Genomic DNA, 15,455 nt, shown 5'->3' with positions numbered 1-15,455 from the left:
GTCAGTCCCCGGTGGCGACGCGCCCGTCGGCGTCGTCGGGCGCGCGCTCGCCAAGACGGTCCGCCGCTTGCGCTGCGAGGATCGCCTTCACGGTCGCCAGCAGCTCGGCCTCGGGCACCGTCACCTGTGCCGGACGCGTCGCCCGCCAGGTGGCGTTGTCGGCGATGGTCTCGGAGATCCGCTTGCCCTCGACGAGGTCCTTGACCTGCACCATGCCGGCGGCCTTCTCGTCGCCGCCCTGAATCACCACCAGCGGCGCGTTGCGGCTATCGGCATAGGCCAGCTGCTTGCCGAACTGCTTCGGGTTGCCCTGGAACATCTCGACGGGCACGACAGGCCCGACGAACTGGCCGTCCGCATCCGTGGGGTTCAGGCCATCGCGCAGGAGCGTCGTCAGCCGCTGGTAGTCGGCCAGCCGGTCACGGTCCATAACGGTAACGACGACCGGGCCCACGCGATCCTCGGTGCCGAGCCGGCCGAGGTTCTTCAGCGCCGTCATCAGCCGGGAAACGCCGATCGAGAAGCCGGTCGCCGGGACCGCCTCGCCGCGGAAGCGCGCGATCAGCCCGTCATAGCGTCCGCCACCGCCGACCGAACCGAACTGCACCTTCTGGCCCTTCTCGTTGGTGACGTCGAACAGCAGCTCGGCCTCGTAGACCGGGCCGGTATAGTATTCGAGGCCGCGCACGACCGAGGTGTCAATCAGCACGCGCGCATCGTCATAGCCGCCGGCCCGGCACATCGCCCGGATCTGCTCGAGCTCACCGAGCCCTTCAACCACCCGCGCATTGTCGCCAAAAGCCTCGCGGGCCTTGGCGATGCGGACCGAGCCCGGACCTTCGGCATCCACCGCCTCGGCGGCGAGGCCGGTGATGTCGAACAGCCTGAGCACCCGGTCGATGCTGTCCGCGTCCAGCTCGGCGCCCTTGGTGAAATCGCCCTTGCCGCCGCTGTCGTCGAGCCGTCCCTTGCCGAGCAGCTCACGCACGCCGGCGACCCCGAACTTGTCGAGCTTGTCGAGCGCCCGCAGCACGGTCAGCCGCCGTCCGGCGTTCTCGTCGCCGCCGAGGCCGATCGCCTCCAGCACGCCGTCGAGGACTTTCCGGTTGTTGACGCGGATGACGTAGTCGCCGCGGGCGATGCCGAGCGCTTCCATCACGTCGGCCATCATCATGCACATCTCGGCATCGGCGGCGACCGAGGGCGCGCCGACGCTATCGGCGTCGAACTGCATGAACTGGCGGAAGCGGCCTGGACCTGGCTTCTCGTTGCGGAAGACGTAGCCGGCGCGGTAGCTGCGATAGGGTTTCGGCAGCGCGTCGAAATTCTCGGCGACATAGCGTGCGAGCGGCGCGGTGAGGTCGTAGCGCAGGCTCAGCCACTGCTCGTCGTCGTCCTGCAGCGAGAACACGCCCTCGTTCGGACGGTCGCTGTCGGGCAGGAATTTTCCGAGCGCGTCGGTGTATTCGAAGAACGGCGTCTCGACCGGCTCGAAGCCGTAGCGCTCGTAGACGCCCTTGATGACGCCGAGCATCTTGTCCTGCGCCCGCAGATCGTCCGGTCCACGGTCGCCGAACCCGCGCGGCTGCCGCGCCTTCACCTTGATGGGCTTGGAAGCCATGTTCTGCCGCCTGAAACGCGCGCCGATCCGCCGCCCTCTCGGAGAGGACACGCGATCGCCTGGTTGCCGAATGTGCTGGGGGCTTAGCCGATAGGCGGCGGAGGGACAAGCGGAACGGGGAAGCGGGGAGGAGGAGGCGCCGCCGCCAGAGGCAGGCAGCACCTCGTCTACGGGGCGTCGAACCTAGTTGTTCGGGCCGTCGATCCGGCTTGGCTGCACCGGATCGGACGCCGGGAAGGTGTCGTCGACGGCGTCGTCGCGGCTTTCCTCCTTGGTCATCTTCCGCTCCTGGTCGCCGGGCGTCGGCTTGTCGTCGCGCATCGGCTGGGCGGGCGGGGTCTTCTTGATATCGTCGGTCATGTCGATCTCCTCGGGTGTCGGCAGAGCAACGAGGATCCATCGTGCCTGTTCCCGGTCAGGCGGCGCCCGGGCGAACAGCGCGGCGACGCCCGCGCCGATCGACAGCCCGGCACCAACGCGTTTCCTGCCGTCACACCTCGCGCTGCAGCGCCTCTATCGCCTCGTCGAGTTCGAACACCGGCGGGCGGTCGAGCAGGCGCCCGAGCTGCTGCTTGACCTCCTCGCGCACACCGCGCGTCTCGTCGAGGATCGTCTTGGTGCGCAGGAAGTCGAGCACGCCGTAGCGGGAGACCGGCGGGCGGAACAGGAGGTCGGGCGGGTCGATCAGGAGCTTCGTCTCGATGATCGACTGCTGCATCAGCTGCGACGCGCCGATCATCGCCTCGACGGGGGTCGGCAGCCTTTCGGCATCGCCCTCGGGCCCGCCATTGACGTCGACGGCGACGATCACCTCCGCCGCGTCGCGCAACTGGTCGAAAGGCAGGGGATTGTAGATGCCGCCGTCGACCAGCACGAGGCCATCGCGCCGTACCGGGCGGAACACGGCCGGCAGAGCCGCCGAGGCCGCGAGCGCGCTCATCAGGTCGCCGGTGCGGATCGCCAGCGCCCGGCGGGCGTAGAAGTCCGTGGCCATCACCGTCAGCGGTATTTCGAGGGCGTCGAACCCGACGTGCATCGCGGGCGGCAGGAAGGCGCCGAGCACCCGCCGGGCATTCAGCTGCCCGAGGCGAAAGCCGCCATCGGCCCAGAAGTCGGCGAGCGTCGGCGGGCGCGTCGCCCAGAGCCGGCCGGCCAGCAGACGGGGGCTGGCAAAGCTTGCCAGCGCGAAATCCTCGATCTCCGCCCCCGACATGCCGGAAGCATAGGCCGCCCCGAAGATCGCGCCGATCGACGAGCCGGCGATGTGCGCCGGCTTGATGCCGAGTTCATCGAAGGTCGAGAGCACATGAATGTGCGCCAGGCCCCGTGCCCCGCCGCCGCCCAGCGCCAGGCCGATACGGCGGGGTTTCGCCATGGTCAGGCGCCGGCGGGGCCGACGGTGACGACGGTCGGGTCGGCCGACAGCAGCTTCTGGCCCATGCGCTTGACGTCGTCGAGGGTGACGGCGTCGATCAGGCCTTGGCGCTTGTCGATGTAGTCGATGCCGAGATTGTCGAGCTGGATGCCGACGAGGGTGGACGCAATCGACAGCGAGGAGTCGAGGTTCTGGATGGCGTAGGAGCCCTTCACGAACGACTTCGCCTTGTCGAGCTCGGCCTGCGTCGGGCCTTCCTCGGCCATGCGCTTCATCTCCTTGCGGATGATGTCGATCGATTCCTGCGCCTTGTCGGCCCGGGTCGCGGTCGAGGCACCTAGCACGGCGGCATGGTCGTAGGAGGCAAGGAAGGAGTTGGCGCCGTAGGCGAGGCCCCGCTTCTCGCGGACCTCCTGGTAGAGCCGCGAGGAGAAAGAGCCGCCGCCGAGGATGTGGTTCATCAGATAGGCCGCGAAAAAGTCCTTGTCGTCGCGCTTGATGCCGGGCAGCGCGAACTGGATCGTCGTCTGCGGCACGTCGAGCGTCACCGCCGCGGTCTTGCCGGTCACCGGCACCGCGTCAGCGATGACGGGCAGCGTCGCCTTGGCCGGCAGCGCGCCAAAAACCGCGTCGAGTTGCTTGCCGAGTTCCGCCGCATCGATCGCCCCGACGACGCCGACGACGAGGTTCTCCTTGGCGAAGCCGTTCTTGCGGAAGCTTTCGAGGTCGGCCTTCTCGACCTTGTTCAGCGTCTCGACGGTGCCGTCGCTCGGCCGGCTGTAGGGGTGGCCGGGGAAGACCGCGCCGCGCCAGGCCTTGGAGGCGAGCTGACCCGGATCGTTCTCGTTGGCGATGATGCCGGTCTCGATCTGGCCGCGGATCCGCGCCACCGGCTCGTCGTCGAAGCGTGGTTCATTGACCGAGAGGCGCAGCAGGTTGAAGGCCTCGGCCTCGTTCTCCACCAGCGTCCGGAACGAGCCGGAAAAGTTGTCGTAGCTCGCGGTGTAGGACAGGCTGACGCCGAGATTGTCGAGCTTCTCCTGGAAGCTGCGGCTGTCGATGTCGCCGGCGCCTTCGTCGAGCAGGCCCGACATCAGGTTTCCGGTGCCGTCCTTGCCCTCGGCATCGGCGGTCGAACCGGCGCCCTTGAACGAGAAGTTCACCGCGATCAGCGGGTTGGTGTAGTCCTCGACGAGCAGCGCCTTGATGCCGCCGGGGCTGGTCACCTCTTTGATCTCGACGGCCTCGGCCGGCGCGAGCGCGAAGAAGGAGAGGCCGGCGGTGAGGGCGAGCGCGGCGATCGGGCGTAGCGTGATCTGCGTCATGTAAACCTCGATCTCAGGAGCGGACGGCGGGGGCGGCGGGCAGCAAATAACCGGTGACCGACCGCTTCGGCTGCAGGTACTTGCGGGCGACGGCGTTGACGCTGTCGACGGTGACCGCCTCGATCCGCTGCGGATAGCTGTCGACGTCGGAGATGGTGCGGCCGGTGGAGATCGCCGCGCCGTAGCGGCGGGCGAGCGCGGTCTGGCTGTCGCGCTCGTAGATCACCGCCTTGCGCACCCGGTTCTTGGCGCGCTCCAGCTCTTCGGGCGTGATGCCGTCCTTCAGGATCTTCGCGATCTCGGCGTCGATCGAGCCTTCGACCTTGGCGATATCGGCGGTGCCGCGCGGCGTGCCGTAGACGCCGAACTCGCCTTCCTTCAGCGCCGAGCTGGAATTATAGGCGCCGACGCCGGCGGCGATCGCCTGGTCGACGACGAGGGCCCGGTAGAGCCGGCTGGTCGTGCCGCTGCCGAGGACGTCGGCGAGCACGTCGAGTGCCTCGGCCTCGCCGGGTGCCGCCGTGGTGTCGGACGGCACGAGGTAGGAGCGCTGCATGGTCGGCTGGGTGACGCGGGCATCGCTCAGCGTCACCGTGCGGGCCGCCAGCGGCTCGGGCTCGGTCGGGCGCAAGGTAGCGCGGTCGCCGGGCTCGGCGCGGCGCTTGACCTTGCCGAAGGTCTTTTCTGCGAGCGAGCGCACCTCTTCCGTCGTCACGTCGCCGGCGATGATCAGCGTCGCGTTGTTCGGCGTATAATAGCGGTTGTACCAGGCGATCGCGTCCTCGCGCGACAGCTTCTCCATCTCGTGCCGCCAGCCGATGACCGGGATGCCGTAATGGCTGTTCTGGTAGAGCGTCGCCTGCAGCGCTTCCTGCAGCTGGGCGGAGGGATCGTTGTCGGTGCGCTGACGGCGCTCCTCCAAAATAACGTTGCGCTCGGGCAGCACCGCCTCGTCGGAAAGGATGAGGTTCTCCATCCGGTCCGCCTCGAAGCCCATCATCTCTTCCAGCGCCGAGGAAGGCACCTGCTGGTAGTAGGCGGTGAAGTCATAGCTGGTGAAGGCGTTCTCCTCGCCGCCGATGTCGGACACGGCGTTGGAGAAGGTGCCCATCGGATGGGTCTTGGTGCCCTTGAACATCAGGTGCTCGAGGAAGTGGGCGATGCCCGAGGTGCCGGCGACCTCGTCGGCCGAGCCCGCCTTGTACCAGACCATCTGGGTGACCACCGGAGCCCGGCGGTCGGGCAGGACGACGACCTGCATGCCGTTTTCCAGCATGAAGCTCTCGTTCTTCGGGCGCTTGGCTTCCGCCTCGGCCATCCGCTCGGCCGGGGTCTGGGCCGGCGCGGTGGCGGCGGCCGTCGTGGCGGCGACCGGCTTGGCGGCGTCCTCGGCGAAGGCTGTGAGCGGCAGGAGACTGATCGAGAGGGCGAGAGCGGAAACCCCCGCATGCCTGGCAAAACGATGCATCGTCGGTTCGATCCCTGTGCTTTTTCGTTCTCGTGCGGCAGCTATGGCCGCTCCGCGCTGTGGGTGCCAATTAAGTTTTAGTTAGGTCGCCCGTGTAGTGGCCGCGGGGGCGACCCGGCGGTTGACGGATCGGGCGGTCTTCGGCGGACAGCGAACCGCCCGGCCGGCGTTCACGCCACGCCGAAGCGTAGGAACCGCAGGACCGTGTCGCCGGTCGGACGGCTGTCGTCGAGGACGAAGCCCGCCGGCAGATGGAAGCGTGCGCTCGCGGCTTCCTCCAGCACGCAGATCGCGCCCGGCTGCAGCCAGCCTTCGTCGCGCGCGGAGGCCAGCGCCTTTTCGCCCAGACCCTTGCCATAGGGCGGATCGGCGAAGAGGAGGTCGAAGGGCTCCAGTGCCCCGGCCGGGCCGAGGCTCGTCGCGTCGCGGCGGAACACCCGGGTGATGCCGGTCAGGCCGAAAGCCTCGATATTGCTGCGCAGGAGGCCGCGGCCCTCGACGCCCTCCTCGACGAACAGGCAGTAGCGCGCGCCGCGCGACAGCGCCTCGATGCCGAGCGCCCCGGTGCCGGAGAACAGGTCGAGGACGCGCGCGCCCTCCAGCGGTCGGCTCTTCTGATGCTGCAGGATGTTGAACAGCGTCTCGCGCACCCGGTCCGTGGTCGGGCGGATGGCGTCGGTCTTCGGCGCGGCCAGCGGCCGGCCGCGAAAGGAGCCGCCGACGATGCGCATGGCTTAGCTCCGGGGTCCGCGCTTCGGGCCGCCGGGGCCCTTGCCGCCGCCGCGGGGAGCACCGCGCGGGGCGTCGCCACCCCTCGGGCCGTCGCCGCGCGCGCCGTCATTGCGCGTGGGGCCATCGCTGCGGGGGGCACGCGGCGTCCGCGGCGCCTCGCTGCGGTCGCCCCGCGGTGCGGCGCTGCGCGACAGGCCCGGCGCCTTGCTGCGGGCGGGACGCTCGCCAGGCTCCTCGCGCGGCTTGGCATAGGCGGGACGGTCGCCGGTCGGGCGGGCCGAGGGGCGCTCGCCGAGACCCGGTCGGCTGCCGGCAGGCCGGGCAGGGCGGTCGCCGGCCGGCCGGGGCGGGCGGTCGCCGGTCGGCTTGTCGGCGCCGAAGCTCGGCCGGGGCCGATCGCGGCCCTTGGCGCGCTCCTCGCGGGCGGCAAGCTTCTTCTCGCCGACCGGCCGGGCGCCGGGCGCGGTCCACACATTGGCATGGCGGCGCGGGCCCATCGGCGTCTTCATCGCCGTGTCGCCGCCCGTGCGCTCCTCACGGTCGCTGCCACCTCTTGGCCGGTCGTCGCGCGAACGGTCCGAGCGCTCCGGCCGGTCGCCCGTGCGCGGGCGATCGTTGCGGTCCTCGCGGGGCCGGTCTTCCCTCGGCCGGTCCGGCCGGTCCGGTCGGTCGCTCTTGCTGCGGTCGTCGCGCGCGCCCGGCCGCGGTGGCTTGGTGTCGAGCCGGCCGAGCGCATCGGTGCGCTTGGCGTCGCCGAATTTGCGCCGGTTCGGGCGCTCGGTCGTCGCCGAGACCCACTCGCTCTTGACCTTGGGCGCCTCGACCTTCTCGGCCTGCACCACGGAATTGGTGAAGGTGGTGATGATCGGCGCGTCGAAATCTGCGCCGGCCTCTTCGATCAGCCGGTCGCCGAGCTGGTCGCGCAGCATGCGGCCGTTGATCTCGCGCACCGAGCCCTCCGGCATGTCGGCGAGCTGGAACGGGCCGAAGGAGATACGGATCAGGCGGTTCACGTCGAGGCCGAGATGGCCGAGGATGCGCTTGACCTCGCGGTTCTTGCCTTCGCGCAGGCCGAGCGTCAGCCAGACATTGGCGCCCTTCTCGGAATCCAGCGTCGCCTCGACGGCGCCGTAGAACACGCCGTCGATGGCGACGCCCTGGCGCAGCTCGTCGAGCTGGGCCTGCGTCACCGTTCCGTGCGCGCGGACGCGGTAGCGGCGCAGCCAGCCGGTCGCCGGCAGCTCCAGGATGCGGGCAAGGCCGCCGTCATTGGTGAGAAGCAGCAGGCCCTCGGTGGTGATGTCGAGCCGTCCGACCGACAGCACGCGCGGCAGGTCTTCCGGCAGGCGGTCGAACACGGTCGGCCGGCCTTCCGGGTCGCGGTTGGTGGTCACGAGGCCGGAGGGCTTGTGGTAGAGCCAGAGCCGGGTGCGCTCGATCGGCGCCAGCGGCTGGTTGTCGATCTCGATCTTGTCGCGGCCGGTGACGGTGACGGCGGGGGTGTCGAGGATCTTGCCGTTCAGCTTGACGCGGCCGTCGGCGATCATGCCCTCGGCGTCACGGCGCGAGGCGACGCCGGCGCGGGCAAGCCGCTTGGCGATGCGCATCGAACCGGCCGGCTCGTCCGAGGTCGACGCTGTCCGGGACGGGGCGCGGGCATCGTCGCGCGGCTTGCGGTCGGGTCTGTCGCCGCGAGTCTCGCGCTTGTCACCGCGGGCACCGGCGGGCGCTGCTCCCGGCATCTCGGTGTCGAAGCTCTTGGGGTAGACCTTGCGGGCCGGCGCGTCGCCGAGCGGGCGCGGCTTGAACACGCGCTTCTCGCCGGCGGGCTTGTCCCCGCGCGTTCCATTCTTTTTAGCGTCGTCGCCGTCGTGTCTGTCGGTCATGATCTTTGCCTTTTGCTCGCCGGTGCTTATCAGGTCGGGCCGGGCGCGGCGAGAGGCTGCGCGAGGGGAAGGCCATGGGCCGCGAGAATTACATGGATATGGCGCTGGAGGAGGCCCGCGCCGCCGCCGCGCGGGGCGAGGTGCCGGTCGGCGCCGTCGTGGTGTCGGGGGAGGCCGTCATCGCCCGTGACGGCAACCGCACGCGCGAGCGGAACGACCCGACGGCGCATGCCGAAATGCTGGTGATCCGCGCGGCCGCCGAAGCGCTCGGGCAGGAGCGGCTCTCCGGTTGCGATCTCTACGTGACACTGGAGCCTTGCGCGATGTGCGCCGGGGCGATCTCGTTCGCGCGGATCCGCCGGCTCTACTTCGCGGCGGGCGATCCGAAAGGTGGCGGCGTCGAGCACGGCGGCCGCTTCTATGCGCAGCCGACGTGCCACCATGCGCCGGAGGTCTATGCCGGCATCGCTGAAAGCGACGCGGCTGTCATCCTGCGCGATTTCTTCCAGGCTCGCCGGGACTGATCCGCCCGAAGAACACGGTCGATCCCGGGCGGGTGGGACGGCCTAGAACGGCAGGATGCCGCGCAAGGTCTCGCCGAAACCCTTCTTCTTGTTCAGCTTGGCTTCCTTGACCTTCTCGTCGACGCCGGGATCGCCGACGGGGGCGCTGGCGGCGGGCTGGCGATAGGCGACCGGCGGCTCGCTGAGGTACTTGCGCTGGGTCGGGCTGCCTTGCTTGCTTTCCTGCAGGCGCTTCTTGAACGCTTCGCGACCGGAGTTCAGCTCGTCGGGGCTCAGCGTCGTGCGGCCGCGATCGCTGCTCAGGCGGTCGGTGCCATAGGTGTTGGCCGCGATCTGCTCCTGCGTGATGCCTTCCTTCTGGGAAACCATCACGTCGGCGCTGACCGCACCGCCGGTGTCGCGGGCATCGGCCGCGGCCTTGATCCGGGCGCTGCGCACCTCCGGCGATTCGGGCCAGTTCGGATCGTTCGCGGCGCTCACGCCATCGCGCGGCGGCGGCAGGATCGACGTATCCTTCGGCTTCACCAGCTCGGCACGCGGATTGTAGGAGATCGGCTCCTTGTTCGAGGAGCCGAGCGTCAGCATGCCATCGAGATCGGAGACCATCTGCGCGCCGGCCGACTTGCCCGTTCCGTAGGTCGGTCCCATGCAGCCTGCGAGGCCGAGAGCCGCAAGGCTGACGGCGATCGTGCTGGCGGCGCGAATCTCTCGAAGCTTCATCGTCGTGTCGGCCCCCTTGCCGAATTCCCCGCGACCGAGATCCCCGGATCGCGCCCAGCCATGCTCATTGAATTCTGTCGATTGTCGGGCGAGTTCTACGGCAAGCGCAAGGCTGAGGCAAGAAAGCGGCCGGTGGCGCGGCGGGAACCCCGGATTTGTTCCGGATGTCCCCGCCAATCTTTGGCATGCCCCGGCTCTGCCGCGTCAGATCGCCAGCCGGCCGAGCGTCTTCAGTTCGCGCAGCGCCGCGGCATCGCGGGCCGATACCTCCGGAAACTCGGCATCGTCGCCGACATCCCGGGTGATCTTCCACGAGCGGGCGCATTTCTGCCCCTCGGCAAGGCCCGGCACCACCGCGACCCCTGGCGTGTCGGCGATCGAGAAGGCTTCCGCCGGCGCCGGGAAAGCGGCAATGGTGATGCCGCTGGTGATCGCGATCTCGGCGAAGTCGAGTTCCTCGGCGAGGGCCCGGAGGCCCGCATCCTCGATGTGGACGGTCGGCGCTGCCTCCAGCGAGGAGCCGATGCGCTTGGCGCGGCGCTCTTCCTCCAGCGCGCCGGTGACGACCCGGCGCAGGCGCTTGACCTTCTGCCAGCGTGTCGCCAGAGCCTCGTCGAGCCAGGCGGGATCGACGGTGCGGAACTGCTCCAGATGCACCGAGCGGCTCTCCGGATGGCGCGACAGCCAGGCCTCCTCCATGGTGAAGGGCAGCATCGGCGCGAGCCAGGTGACGAGGTGGTCGAAGAGTTCGCGCACCACCTGGATCGCCGCGTGCCGGCGCGGCGAGGACGGCGCGTCGCAGTAGAGCGCATCCTTGCGGATGTCGAAGTAGAAGGCGGAGAGTTCCACCGTCATGAAGTCGATCAGCGCGCGGCTGACGCGCTTGAAGTCGAAGTCGTCGTAGCCCTTGCGCACCACGCGGTCGAGCTCGGCCAGCCGGTGCAGCATCAGCCGCTCCAACTCCGGCATGTCGGCCAGCGCCACGGTCTCGCCGGTGTCGTGGGCGAGCGTGCCGAGCATCCAGCGCATGGTGTTGCGGAGCTTGCGGTAGGCATCGATGTTGGTCTGCAGGATCGTCTTGCCGAGCCGCAGGTCCTCGGAATAGTCGGAGGAGACCACCCAGAGCCGGAGGATGTCGGCGCCGGACTGCTTGATCACCTCCTGCGGGGTGACGACGTTGCCAAGCGACTTCGACATCTTGCGCCCCTCCTCGTCCATGACGAAGCCGTGCGTCAGCACCGCGTCGTAGGGCGCGCGCCCGCGGGTGCCGCAGGATTCGAGCAGCGACGAGTGGAACCAGCCGCGGTGCTGGTCGGAGCCTTCGAGGTAGAGGTCGGCGGGCCATTTGAGGTCCGGCCGCTTCTCCAGGCAGAAGGCGTGGGTGGAACCCGAGTCGAACCAGACGTCGAGGATGTCGGTGACCATCTTCCACTGGGTGCCGTCGTGCTCGTTGCCGAGGAAGCGCTCCTTGGCGCCCTCCGCGAACCAGGCATCGGCGCCCTCGGCTTCGAAGGCCGCGAGGATGCGCTCGTTGACCGCGGCGTCCTTGAGTATCTGCCCGTCCTCGTCGACGAAGACGGCGATCGGCACGCCCCACGCCCGCTGGCGGGACAGCACCCAGTCCGGCCGGCCTTCGATCATGCCGCGCAGCCGGTTCTGGCCGGAGGCCGGCACGAAGCGCGTCTCCTCGATCGCCTTCAACGCGCGGCCGCGCAGCGTGTCGGTCTCGGCGAGTTGGCCTTCGCGCAGGCCGTAGCCTTGCAGCTCCTTGTCCATCGACACGAACCACTGCGGCGTGTTGCGGAAGATCACCGGCTTCTTCGACCGCCAGGAATGCGGATAGGAATGCTTCAGCCGCCCGCGGGCGAGGAGGCGGCCTTCGGCGATCAGCGCGGCGATGATGCGTGCATTGGCGTCGCCTTTCTTGCCCTTGTCGTCGATGACGCGGGCCGGGCCCTCCGGCGCGTCCGGCCCAAAGCCCGGCACGTCCTTGGTGTAAAAGCCGTCATCGTCGACGGTGAACGGGATCGCAGTGTCGATGCCGCGCTGCTCCAGAAGCTTCCGGCTCGACGTCCACACGTCGAAATCCTCGCGGCCATGGCTTGGCGCGGTGTGCACGAAGCCGGTGCCCGCCTCGTCGGTGACGTGGTCGCCTTCGAGCAGGGGGACGGGGAAGGTGTAGCCGAGGCGCTCGAGCGGATGGATGAGCATCAGGCCAGCGAGGTCGGCGGCCGGAACGTCGGCGAGGCGGGTGAAGCCACCCTCCGGCACACGCGCCTTGGCGAAGACGTCGGCCGCGAGGGCGTCGGCCAGGACCAGCTTCTCGCCAAAGGCCGCCCAGCGAGGCGCCTCGGCGTCATCGGGCGCGGTCACCTCGTAGAGGCCGTAGGCGACGCGGTCGGAATAGGCGACGGCGCGGTTGCCGGGCATGGTCCAGGGCGTGGTCGTCCAGATCACGACAGACGCCGGTAGAAGGTCGGACATCTTCGCGCCGTCGCGTCCAACGGACCGCACCGGAAACTTCACCCAGACCGTGTCGCTCTCATAATCCTCGTACTCGATCTCCGCCTCGGCGAGCGCGGTCTTCTCGACCACCGACCACATGATCGGTTTCGACCCGCGGTAGAGCTGACCGGAGGTCGCGAACTTCAGCAGTTCGCCGGCGATCACGGATTCAGCGCCGAAATTCATAGTGAGATACGGATCGGCAAAGTCGCCCTCGACGCCGAGGCGGCGGAACTCGGCCGACTGCACGCCGACCCAGTGGGCGGCGAACTCGCGGCATTCCTGCCTAAATTCGTTGACCGGGACCTCGTCCTTGTTCTTGCCCTTGGCCCGGTAGGCTTCCTCGATCTTCCACTCGATCGGCAGGCCGTGGCAGTCCCAGCCGGGCACGTAGTTGGCGTCGAAGCCGCGCATCTGGAACGAGCGGGTGATGACGTCCTTCAGGATCTTGTTCAGCGCGTGGCCGATGTGGAGGTTGCCGTTGGCATAGGGCGGGCCGTCGTGCAGCACGTATTTCGGACGGCCGGCGGCATCCTCGCGCAGCGCTTTGTAAAGGTTCTCCTGGTCCCAGCGGGCGATCCATTCCGGCTCGCGCTGCGGCAGGCCCGCGCGCATCGGAAACTCGGTCTCGGGCAGGAACAGCGTCTTGGAATAGTCGGTGGCGGCGGTGTCGCTCATGTCGGTCTTTTCGGTTCGCGGGCCGGAAGGCGGCGCATCGCGTCAAGGGGAGAGCGTCGCGGCGCAAGGGCCTGCGGCGGGCAATCGCGTCCCGGTCCCCAGAGCGCTTAGAGCGCGCGCGGGGCCGGGCGGATAATTCGCAGGAGCGGGAGCCGGATCATGGCGCCTCTCTAGCAATACGCGCCGCGCGTATAAAGCGGAATCACGCGGGCGCTGTCGGCACGCAGGGTGATGCCCGATGCATGCCAACCTCACCGGTCGTCATCCTCGGGGCTTTGGCCCCGGGGACCCATGCCGAGGCGGGGACACTGCCACTCCGGTACCGAACAGGCGCCCCATCGCGGCGGCATGGGTCCCCGCGCTTTGCGCGAGGGTGACGATCGGTGAGGTTGGCGGACATCCAGCATTTGGCCGGCCGCCCCGCCTCTGTTCCGTTCAGAACGCGATGGCGGCGTCGAATGGTGAGAGCGGCGTGGCGGCGGCGAGGATGCGGCGGGCCTCGGCGGAGTCGCGGTCCATCTGCGCTACCAGCGCCTCGACGCTGTCGAACTTCTCCTCGCCGCGCAGGAAGGCGAAGAGCGAGACCTCGGCGGTCTCGCCGTAGAGATCGCCTGAGAAGTCGAACAGGAAGGTCTCGAACAGCGCCGCGCCGTTGTCGAAGGTCGGCCGGCGGCCATAGCTCGCGACGCCGTCGTAGAGCGTGCCGTCGGCCCGGCGGAAGCGCACGGCGTAGATGCCGTGGGCGAGGATGTCGTCCCTTTCGAACGCCATGTTGGCGGTGGGATAGCCGAGCGTCCGGCCGATCTTCGCGCCGCCGGTAATCTCCGCCTCGATCGTCCAGCGGTAGCCGAGGAGCGCTGCCGCGGCGTCGACGTGGCCGCCCGACAGCGCCGTGCGGATGCGGCTGGAGGAAACGACGTCGCCCGCCGCATCGTTCAGCGCTTCGACCACGGTGACGCCGAAGCCGTGCATCGCGCCGGCACCGGCGAGGAAGGCGGGGGTGCCCAGCCGCTTGGCGCCGAACTGGAAATCGAAGCCGACGACGACGTGCCTGGCCGCGAGCGCCCCGACGAGGACCTCCTGCACGAAGGCTTCCGCCGAGAGCGCGGCGACGGCCCAGTCGAACGGGTGCTCCACCACGGCATCGAAGCCGAGCGCGCCGAGAAGGCGTGCCTTCATCGGCGCCGGCGTCAGCCGCGGCACCGGGTGATCGGGCTGGAAAAGGCTGCGCGGGTGCGGCTCGAAGGTTAGGCAGACCAGCGGCACATGCCGCCGCGCGGCCTCGTCGCGGGCGGCCGCCAGCACCGACTGGTGGCCGCGGTGGACGCCGTCGAAATTGCCGATCGCCACGACGCCGTGGCGCAGCGTCTCCGGCAGGTCGGCGGGATCGTGCAGCCGCTGGATCATCCGAGCGCGTACATGAAATAGCGGGCCGAAAGGTCCTGCTCGGCCAAAGCCGTTGCCAGCGCCTCGGCCGCGACGCCGGCGCCGCCGAGCTCCTCGCCGTGGATCCCGCCGACCACCAGCAGCGCGTCGGCGCCATAGCCGACGGCGCCGCGGATGTCGGTGTTCAGTCCGTCGCCGATGCACAGCACGCGGGCGGGATCGGTGACGCCAGCCGCCTCGGCGGCCACCGCATAGATCGCGGCATAGGGCTTGCCGGCCATCCGGACCTCGCCGCCGAGCGCTGCGTAATCGCGGGCGAGTGCGCCGGCGCACCAGATCAGCCGGTCGCCGCGGTGCACGACCACGTCGGGATTGGCGCAGATCATCGGCAGCTTGCGCCCGTTCAGCCGGGCAAGGAGCGCGGCATAGTCGGCCGGCGTTTCCTGCTCGTCGTTGAACAGGCCGGTGGCGATCACCGCCTCTGCTTCCTCTTCCGCCACCAGTTCGATCGGCAGGCCGACGAACAGGTCGCGGTCGCGGGCAGGGCCGAGGTGGAAGAGCCTGGTGCCGGCGGCGGCGATCAGAACGCGGGTCACGTCGCCGGAGGTGACGATCCGGTCATAGGCCTCGCGCGTCACGCCGAGTTTGTCGAGCTGAGTAGCGACGCCCTCGTTCGGCCGCGGCGAGTTGGTGAGGAGGATCACTTTCCGGCCGGTGCGTCTTGCCGCCAAGAGCGCCGCCTCGGCGCTCGGCGACTTCTTCTCGCCGTCGTGCACCACGCCCCACACGTCGCAGAAGATGGCGTCATAGCCGGATGCGACCGCATCGAGCCCGGTAATGGCCTGGAGTTCCATGTCGATCCTGCTTGCGTGCCGCGCTGCTGCCGTGGCGATAAGCAGGACGGCGTCTCCGGTCAAGCTGGCCACGCCGTCGCAACGCGAAGGCTGCCGCGGTCGCGCGCGGCGAGGCCTCTTGGGAACAGGGCGCTGACGGTGCCGTTAATCTTCATATTGGACGTCGTCCACATCCCCTGGACAGAGCCGTCGGCCGTCGCCACCTACAGGGCTTGGGGCATTCGCCCTTGGGCATCTACCGTTGCCCAACTCAGCGTTTTCGAGCCCTGAACCAGAGCCCTCTTCCATCACGTGGACTTGACAAACGGCTCCCATCGGCTCTATCTCCGCCCCGCTAGCACTCGCCCTTGGTGAGTGCCAACATTCTCGAAGCGGATGCCT

Annotated in this window: 12 protein-coding genes; 1 reads left to right on the top strand and 11 read right to left on the bottom strand. The window is 69.2% G+C overall.

The window, feature by feature from the left end; genetic code table 11:
- Position 1: 1 nt before the first annotated feature.
- The 7 genes from hisS to ACZL02_RS17525 form a co-directional block, all read right to left on the bottom strand.
- Complete coding sequence (gene hisS, locus ACZL02_RS17555) at positions 2-1,621, bottom strand: histidine--tRNA ligase (protein WP_472940185.1); 1,620 nt, start codon at positions 1,619-1,621, stop codon at positions 2-4.
- A 183-nt stretch (positions 1,622-1,804) separates the two neighbouring features.
- Positions 1,805-1,981, bottom strand: a complete 177-nt coding sequence (locus tag ACZL02_RS17550; protein ID WP_472932244.1) for a hypothetical protein — start codon at positions 1,979-1,981, stop codon at positions 1,805-1,807.
- 130 nt (positions 1,982-2,111) lie between these two features.
- Positions 2,112-2,996, bottom strand: a complete 885-nt coding sequence (locus ACZL02_RS17545; RefSeq protein WP_472940184.1) for a patatin-like phospholipase family protein — start codon at positions 2,994-2,996, stop codon at positions 2,112-2,114.
- A 2-nt stretch (positions 2,997-2,998) separates the two neighbouring features.
- Complete coding sequence (locus ACZL02_RS17540; RefSeq protein WP_472940183.1) at positions 2,999-4,321, bottom strand: M16 family metallopeptidase; 1,323 nt, start codon at positions 4,319-4,321, stop codon at positions 2,999-3,001.
- A 13-nt stretch (positions 4,322-4,334) separates the two neighbouring features.
- Entirely contained in the window at positions 4,335-5,789 is a 1,455-nt protein-coding gene (locus ACZL02_RS17535; RefSeq protein WP_472940182.1) for a M16 family metallopeptidase, read from the bottom strand.
- A gap of 170 nt (positions 5,790-5,959) precedes the next feature.
- Entirely contained in the window at positions 5,960-6,520 is a 561-nt protein-coding gene (rsmD, locus tag ACZL02_RS17530; protein ID WP_472940181.1) for a 16S rRNA (guanine(966)-N(2))-methyltransferase RsmD, read from the bottom strand.
- A 3-nt stretch (positions 6,521-6,523) separates the two neighbouring features.
- Positions 6,524-8,263 (bottom strand): pseudouridine synthase, encoded by a 1,740-nt coding sequence (locus tag ACZL02_RS17525; protein WP_472940373.1) that lies wholly within the window; start codon positions 8,261-8,263, stop codon positions 6,524-6,526.
- A gap of 218 nt (positions 8,264-8,481) precedes the next feature.
- Between ACZL02_RS17525 and ACZL02_RS17520 the strand changes: the two genes are divergently transcribed.
- A complete protein-coding gene (locus ACZL02_RS17520; protein WP_472940180.1) occupies positions 8,482-8,931 on the top strand; it encodes a nucleoside deaminase in 450 nt (149 codons plus the stop codon).
- A gap of 42 nt (positions 8,932-8,973) precedes the next feature.
- On the opposite strand, the gene ACZL02_RS17515 is transcribed toward ACZL02_RS17520, so the two are convergent.
- From ACZL02_RS17515 to ACZL02_RS17500, 4 genes are all read right to left on the bottom strand, one after another.
- Positions 8,974-9,651: a hypothetical protein gene (locus ACZL02_RS17515; protein ID WP_472940179.1), complete on the bottom strand. Its 678-nt coding sequence runs from the start codon at positions 9,649-9,651 to the stop codon at positions 8,974-8,976.
- 204 nt (positions 9,652-9,855) lie between these two features.
- On the bottom strand, positions 9,856-12,834 hold the full coding sequence (ileS, locus tag ACZL02_RS17510) for an isoleucine--tRNA ligase (RefSeq protein WP_472940178.1): 2,979 nt from the start codon (positions 12,832-12,834) through the stop codon (positions 9,856-9,858).
- Positions 12,835-13,269: 435 nt separating this feature from the next.
- Positions 13,270-14,241 carry a bifunctional riboflavin kinase/FAD synthetase gene (locus tag ACZL02_RS17505; protein WP_472940177.1) on the bottom strand — a complete coding sequence of 324 codons (972 nt, stop codon included), beginning with the start codon at positions 14,239-14,241 and terminating at the stop codon, positions 13,270-13,272.
- Positions 14,238-15,074, bottom strand: a complete 837-nt coding sequence (locus ACZL02_RS17500) for a TIGR01459 family HAD-type hydrolase (protein ID WP_472940176.1) — start codon at positions 15,072-15,074, stop codon at positions 14,238-14,240. The genes ACZL02_RS17505 and ACZL02_RS17500 overlap by 4 nt, the downstream gene beginning before the upstream one ends.
- Between the last annotated feature and the right edge of the window lie 381 nt (positions 15,075-15,455).

The organism is Mesocryomonas fontinalis (genome assembly GCF_055730125.2).
The sequence above is the reverse complement of the archived record's forward strand: the minus strand, read 5'-3'. Positions and strand labels throughout refer to the sequence as shown.

Excerpts from the sequence above, each read along its gene's own strand:
- ACZL02_RS17545 (WP_472940184.1), bottom strand. The coding sequence starts at position 2,996 with ATGGCGAAACCCCGCCGTATCGGCCTGGCGCTGGGCGGCGGCGGGGCA.
- ACZL02_RS17540 (WP_472940183.1), bottom strand. The coding sequence starts at position 4,321 with ATGACGCAGATCACGCTACGCCCGATCGCCGCGCTCGCCCTCACCGCC.
- ACZL02_RS17535 (WP_472940182.1), bottom strand. The coding sequence starts at position 5,789 with ATGCATCGTTTTGCCAGGCATGCGGGGGTTTCCGCTCTCGCCCTCTCG.
- ACZL02_RS17525 (WP_472940373.1), bottom strand. The coding sequence starts at position 8,263 with ATGCCGGGAGCAGCGCCCGCCGGTGCCCGCGGTGACAAGCGCGAGACT.
- hisS (WP_472940185.1), bottom strand. The coding sequence starts at position 1,621 with ATGGCTTCCAAGCCCATCAAGGTGAAGGCGCGGCAGCCGCGCGGGTTC.
- ACZL02_RS17515 (WP_472940179.1), bottom strand. The coding sequence starts at position 9,651 with ATGAAGCTTCGAGAGATTCGCGCCGCCAGCACGATCGCCGTCAGCCTT.
- ACZL02_RS17505 (WP_472940177.1), bottom strand. The coding sequence starts at position 14,241 with ATGATCCAGCGGCTGCACGATCCCGCCGACCTGCCGGAGACGCTGCGC.
- ACZL02_RS17500 (WP_472940176.1), bottom strand. The coding sequence starts at position 15,074 with ATGGAACTCCAGGCCATTACCGGGCTCGATGCGGTCGCATCCGGCTAT.
- ACZL02_RS17520 (WP_472940180.1), top strand. The coding sequence starts at position 8,482 with ATGGGCCGCGAGAATTACATGGATATGGCGCTGGAGGAGGCCCGCGCC.
- ACZL02_RS17550 (WP_472932244.1), bottom strand. The coding sequence starts at position 1,981 with ATGACCGACGATATCAAGAAGACCCCGCCCGCCCAGCCGATGCGCGAC.
- ileS (WP_472940178.1), bottom strand. The coding sequence starts at position 12,834 with ATGAGCGACACCGCCGCCACCGACTATTCCAAGACGCTGTTCCTGCCC.
- rsmD (WP_472940181.1), bottom strand. The coding sequence starts at position 6,520 with ATGCGCATCGTCGGCGGCTCCTTTCGCGGCCGGCCGCTGGCCGCGCCG.